This window comes from Synechococcus sp. R3-13, assembly GCF_047462195.1.
Classification (GTDB): domain Bacteria; phylum Cyanobacteriota; class Cyanobacteriia; order Thermostichales; family Thermostichaceae; genus Thermostichus.
The window spans coordinates 1-5,714 of sequence record NZ_JANSIO010000140.1; the positions used below are offsets into that span (position 1 = coordinate 1).

5 protein-coding genes are annotated in these 5,714 nt (G+C 59.0%); 2 read left to right on the top strand and 3 right to left on the bottom strand.

All coding sequences use genetic code 11. The features are described 5' to 3' along the window. On the bottom strand, nt 1-886 hold an 886-nt coding region (locus tag NW856_RS04585), incomplete at its 3' end, for an HD domain-containing protein (RefSeq protein ID WP_414399327.1). Nucleotides 887-1,046: 160 nt separating this feature from the next. Between NW856_RS04585 and NW856_RS04590 the strand changes: the two genes are divergently transcribed. Continuing rightward, nucleotides 1,047-2,006, top strand: a complete 960-nt coding sequence (locus NW856_RS04590; protein ID WP_414390498.1) for an SGNH/GDSL hydrolase family protein — start codon at nt 1,047-1,049, stop codon at nt 2,004-2,006. Between the two features lie 71 nt (nt 2,007-2,077). Here NW856_RS04590 and NW856_RS04595 read toward each other — a convergent pair whose 3' ends face one another. Together NW856_RS04595 and dapA are read right to left on the bottom strand one after the other, a co-directional pair. Further along, nucleotides 2,078-3,913, bottom strand: coding sequence for a ribonuclease J (locus NW856_RS04595; RefSeq protein WP_414399328.1), 1,836 nt, complete (start codon nt 3,911-3,913; stop codon nt 2,078-2,080). Nucleotides 3,914-4,145: 232 nt separating this feature from the next. Beyond that, complete coding sequence (gene dapA, locus NW856_RS04600) at nt 4,146-5,066, bottom strand: 4-hydroxy-tetrahydrodipicolinate synthase (protein WP_414399330.1); 921 nt, start codon at nt 5,064-5,066, stop codon at nt 4,146-4,148. Between the two features lie 263 nt (nt 5,067-5,329). Here dapA and NW856_RS04605 point away from each other — a divergent pair, with 263 nt between their 5' ends. Then, nucleotides 5,330-5,701: a nitroreductase family protein gene (locus tag NW856_RS04605; RefSeq protein ID WP_414399329.1), complete on the top strand. Its 372-nt coding sequence runs from the start codon at nt 5,330-5,332 to the stop codon at nt 5,699-5,701. Nucleotides 5,702-5,714 lie beyond the last annotated feature (13 nt).

A 5,714-nucleotide genomic window follows, 5' to 3' on the forward strand; every position in this document is an offset into this window, starting at 1 on the left:
CCAAGTAGAGGGGGAGCGGCAACTCGAAGGGATCCCCTTTTTGAGCCGCCAGCGAGGCCCAGCACCAAGCGCTGAGGATGGGATCCAGCTCAATCTCCCCCCTTTGCAGGAGCGCCTCTGCCCGCCTGAATAGCCGCTCCAAGATAAAACGGGCACAGAGGCTCTTGGGGTGCTGGTACACCTGGGTGTACATGAAATAGCGCACCACCAGGTAGTGCTCGATGGCCCCCAGGCCTTTGCGGGCGGGGATGGACAGGGATCCCGTCTCCGGGTCATAATCCAGCACCGTTAGGATGCGATCCAGGTCGAGGTGGCCGTATTGGGCGCCCGTGAGCAGGCTATCCCGCATCAGGTAATCGAAGCGGTCGCAGTCCAGTTGGCTGGAGATGAGTTGCCCCACCAGCGGCAGGGGAAACTGCTTCTGCAGCACTTGCTGCATCTGGGCCGGCAGTTGGGAATCAAACTCCGCCAGCAGCGTCCTCACCTGGGGATCCTCCCGGAGAATGCGGGCCGTCCAAACCTCGTGCCGGCAGCCGAAGATCTCTTCCCCGGCATGGCTAAAAGGGGCATGGCCAATGTCGTGCAGCAGAGCCGAGGCCAAGGTTACCGCCCGATAGGGACGCAGCTCCGGGTGGCGATGGGCCAATTTGTCGAACAGCCGCCGCGTTACCTGCAGCACCCCCACCGAATGGGTAAAGCGGGATCCCTCTGCCCCGTGGAAGGTAAAAAAGGCCGTGTCCAACTGGCGAATGCGGCGCAGCCGCTGAAAGGACGGCGTATCGATCAGGCGAATGAGCAGAGCCTCAACCGCGTCCCCTCCATTCAGGCTGATGGCGCCATGCAGGGGATCGTGGTAGGTGCGGGACTTGCAAAACCGTAGCGGCATACTCCCACCATACCTCGCCAATTTTGGGATCCTTGGCTAGCCTGTCTGGGGGTGCTTCCCGCCTCGCCCTATCTATGCCCGCTTTCCCATGCCTCTCTCTGCAAAGGATGCCAGCACCCGAACCCCAGAAAACTCGACTCCAAGACAACAAGACAGCTGAGTGTTCCTCCTCTCCCTGCTGATTTTGATACTCAGTTTGGGGCTAACCGGCTGCTCTGCCAGTTCTGGATCCCCTGTTGTGCCCAGCCCACCCACCCTCACCCGCTACGTTGCCCTGGGAGCCAGCGATGCCGTTGGCTACAACGCCTCCATTTCCTGTGATGGCCCAGCCAACGCCGCCGGCACTCGACCCCAGCGCTCAGAGCCCCTGGACTGCCCCAATGGAACGGGCTATGTGCCCCGCCTGGCTCGCTTGCTGCCCGGCCCAGTGGAGCTTATCAACCTGGGCCGCTCGGGAGCGGTGCTCAGCCCCGCCATGCAAGCCCTGAGGCAGGGGATCCCGGCCAATTTGCTGCAGGATCAAGTGCCGCGCCTTCCCCCCGATGCCACCCTGATCACCATTTGGGTGGGCGGAAACGATACCAACGCCATCGCTCTGGCGGCGGCTCAACGGGCTCTCCAAGGTGAGGATCCCTTGCCCTTCGTCGATCAGCAGATCCGACAATTCGCCGCCGATTACCAAACCCTGCTGCAAGCGGTGCGTGCCCGTGCCCCTCAAGCTCGCCTGGCGGTAGCCAACCTGCCCAACTTCGCCCTGATTCCTCTGGGTCAGCAGCAACCCAGCAGCGTGCGCCAACTGCTCTCCCTGATCTCGGTTGGCCTCACGCAACGGGCCATCAACCCCTTAAGCCAACAGGGGATCCCAGTGGTGGACTTGCTCTGCGATCCCCGCTCCTACCGACGCGAGTCCTTCTTTCCCGGCCCGCTGGCCGACGGCTTTCACCCCAACGACCGGGGCTACGCCGATTTGGCCGATGCCTTCTTGAGCGCCCTTCGGCAACCGCTCCCTCCCCAAACCCGCTGCCCTCCCTTTAGCGAGGTGGGATCCCTGCAACCAGATGCGGCGGCAGAGTCTGCCCTCCGCAGTTTTCTCACGGATGGATACAAGCCGGCACAATAGGAAGGATCCCTGCGCTCGGCAAGGGATCCCAAAGGCGCTTAGACGATCCAGCCACGGAGAACGGGCCAGTTTTAGGAAGCAGCTACCGCTGCCGAGGAACGCCGCCGCCGGCCCAGAGCACCTGCCACCGGCTCCGGTTGGGTTTCCACACTCAGGGAAGACACAGACTCCTCTTCAGGAGATTGCACAAAAACCGCCACCGTGGGCCTGCCGGGCAATTGTTCTCGCAAGAAACGACGCACCACCCGCTCCACTTCGCCCTTGAGGCCGGCCCAGTCGATGTCCAGGCTGCCCCGCTCCAGCGAGCGAGCAAATTGGGGCCACGCTTGCCGAAGGGTGTTCTCCAGAAGGGGTTTCAGGTCGGATCCCTTGAGTTGGTTCCCTTCCCCCGCCAAGCCAAAGGTTTGCACCTGCGGGGTGCAGAGCAACTGGCCGCTGCCGTCCAGGCTGATCACCACCGTCACCATGCCATCTTTGGCGATCTGCTGCCGCTCCTGCATCATCTCATCCATCACCACTCCATCGTGGGAAGCGGCGATCATCTGCAGGCCAGAGGGGACGCGGCCCGTGATGGCAATGCGCTCCCGGTTCACCTCCACCACATCGCCGTTGTCGATGATTACAATGTTTTCCCGCGGGATCCCCATGCTCATGGCGGTTTCGGCGTGCTTGACCAGCATGCGGTATTCCCCGTGGGTGGGGACAAAGAACTTGGGGCGGGTGAGGGCAATCATCAGCTTTTGGTCTTCCTGGCAGCCGTGGCCGGAAACGTGCAGGCCCTTGTCTTTGCCGTAAATGACATTGGCTCCCAGCTCCATTAGCTTGTCAATGACCCGCGAGACCGCGATGGTGTTGCCAGGGATCGGGTTGGCCGACCACACCACCGTGTCGCCTGGCTTGATTTGCAACTGCGGGTGCTCGCCGTTGGCAATGCGGGTGAGAGCAGCTAGAGGTTCTCCCTGGGATCCGGTGGTGAGGATGATCACCCGGTCATCCGGCAGGCTGTTGATCACATGCATTGGCTGCAGCGTCTCGTCCTTGCAGCGGATGTAGCCCAAGCGCCGCGCATGAGCCACCACGTTTAGCATGGAGCGGCCCAGCAGAGACACCACCCGACCTTGCTGTTCGGCAATCTGCAGCACCAAGTTGAGACGATGTACCGAAGAAGCAAAGGTGGTGATGATCACCCGTCCCTTGGCTCCCGCAATTGCCTTGGTGAGACCGGGCACCACTGAGGCTTCAGAGGGGGTGAACCCCGGCACTTCAGCGTTGGTGGAGTCGCTGATCAGGCAGAGCACTCCCTTTTCCCCATGTTCGGCCAACCGCTGTAGATCAAAGTACTCCCCATCCACCGGCGTGTGGTCGATCTTAAAGTCGCCGGTCTGGATAATGACGCCCACAGGCGTGTGCAGAGCCACCGTAAAGCTATCGGCAAAAGAGTGGGTGTTGCGAATGAATTCGGCAAAAAAGTGCTTACTCAAGGGAACGATTTCACGGGGGCCAACAGGACGCAGCTCTGTGCGGTTGAGCAGGCCCACTTCCCGCAATTTCTCTTCCAGCAGCGCCAGCGCCAATCTGGGGCCGTAGATGACCGGAATATCAAATTCCCGCAGGTGATACGGGATGCCACCGATGTGATCTTCGTGGCCGTGGGTAACCACCATCCCCCGCACTTTGTCGCGGTTTTGCTTGATGTAGGTCATGTCCGGCAGCACGATGTTCACGCCGTGCATGCTCTCATCGGGAAAAGCCAAACCGGCATCCAAGAGGATAATGTCGTCCTCGTAGCGGAAGGCCCATGTGTTTTTGCCGATCTCCCGTTCGCCGCCCAGCGGAATCATCTGAACGGAAGAGGTGGATTGTGGGGTTACAGAACGAGGAACAACTGAAGAACGTGGTGTTGGCATATGGGTTTAGATCCTCAACAGTAAAAAAACAAAAACAGAAATGGGCACAAGCTATCCCCAACAAGGCTGTGGGTGAAAGCTGAACTCAGCCGCCGCAACTTATTTGCTTCCCAAGCTGGGAAAGAGCTTTTCGGGGAAAAAGCCACTTACCCACAGGTCAAACGCCACAAAAGAGCCCCTTGCAAACCCCTGAAAACCGTGGTCATGGCAGAAGCAAAGCCTAAAAATGCAGTCATGAAACTTTCGTCGCCATTTGTTCGGATCCCTTCGATTCAGCCAGTAGGCCCATCTCTTCAAGCACCTGTCGCAAAACCTGCAGAGAACTGGGCTGTAGAGGCGCTAGGGGAAGGCGCGCCCGACCCACTTGCCAACCCTGCATCTCCAATGCGGCCTTAATCGGAACTGGGTTGGTCTCGATGAATAAAACCTTGAACAACGGAAACAGGCGTAGGTGGTGGGCCAAAGCTTGATCGTGTTGCCCCCTGATGTAGCTCTGGATCAGCTCCTGCAACTGCAACCCAACTAGGTGGCTGGCTACACTGACCACACCGCTGCCTCCCAAAGATAGGAGTGGCAACGTCAAAGAGTCATCTCCCGAGTAAATGGCAAAACGCGAGGGAGTGAGTCGCCGAATTTCCGAAGCTACATCCATCATACCACTGGCTTCTTTGATGGCGACAACCGTTTCCAATTCTGCCAATTTCGCTACGGTCTCCGGCTGTAAACTGGCCCCTGTCCGACTGGGAATGTTGTACAGCAAGATGGGCAGGTCACTGGCTTGAGCAATGGCTTTGAAGTGCTCATAAAGGCCGGCCTGGGTAGGCTTGTTGTAGTAGGGCACCACCTGTAAAGAGCCGTCTAAACCCAATTGAGCGGCCTTTTTTGTGGCTTCAACGGCCTCACGAGTGGAGTTGGATCCTGTGCCGGCAATCACCTTGGCCCGACCGGCCACGGCATCTCGCACCACGCGGAACAGCTCGTATTCCTCTTGCCAAGTCAGGGTGGGAGACTCGCCCGTAGTGCCACAGACCACCAGGCCGTCGCTGCCGTGGGTTACCAAGTAATCGGCCAAACGAGCGGCCTCATCGTAGTTAAGCTCCCCCTCATCGGTAAAGGGGGTAACCATGGCCGTCAGCACCCGACCGAAGTTCACCAATTGCTTCTCCCCATCAACCACACCAATCTGACGATCCAGATGAGACCTATTTGTTTCTCTATCATACCTGCCTTTGCGTCAGGGATCCCGCTCGCCTGCTCTGTCAGGGCCCAGCTTGCGCCTCACCCGGTTGTCACAGGCCGGATGAAAGGGAGATAACAAAGAAGGCAGACCGTTTAAACACGGAATGTATAGCCATTTGCCAATCCTGCCCCTACCTTTGGGGGGAGCAGCCTTTCTACCGACACTTGAGGATCCCTATGGACGCCCTAACTGCCCTGAAAGAGCGCATTTCCGCCGACAAATTGGATCCCAGCCGCCGTTTATCGGAAGCGGAGATCCGAGAGCTGGTGGCTTATGCTACGGAAGCTCCTTCTTCCTTCAACATTCAGCACTGGCGGTTTGTTGCGGTCACCGACCCGGAAGACAAAGAGCGCCTCAAATCTCTGGCCTACAACCAACAGAAGGTGGCGGATGCATCGGTGGTGTTTATCATCCTGGGGGATCTGCGGGGGTATGAGAAACTGCCTGAAATTGTGCAAAGAAGCGTTGCTGCCGGGATCCTCCCCCCCGAAAAAGCGGAAGGCTGGGTGAACATGGCCCAGGCAACCTATCTGATACATTCACGCTGAACTCTCCTGAACA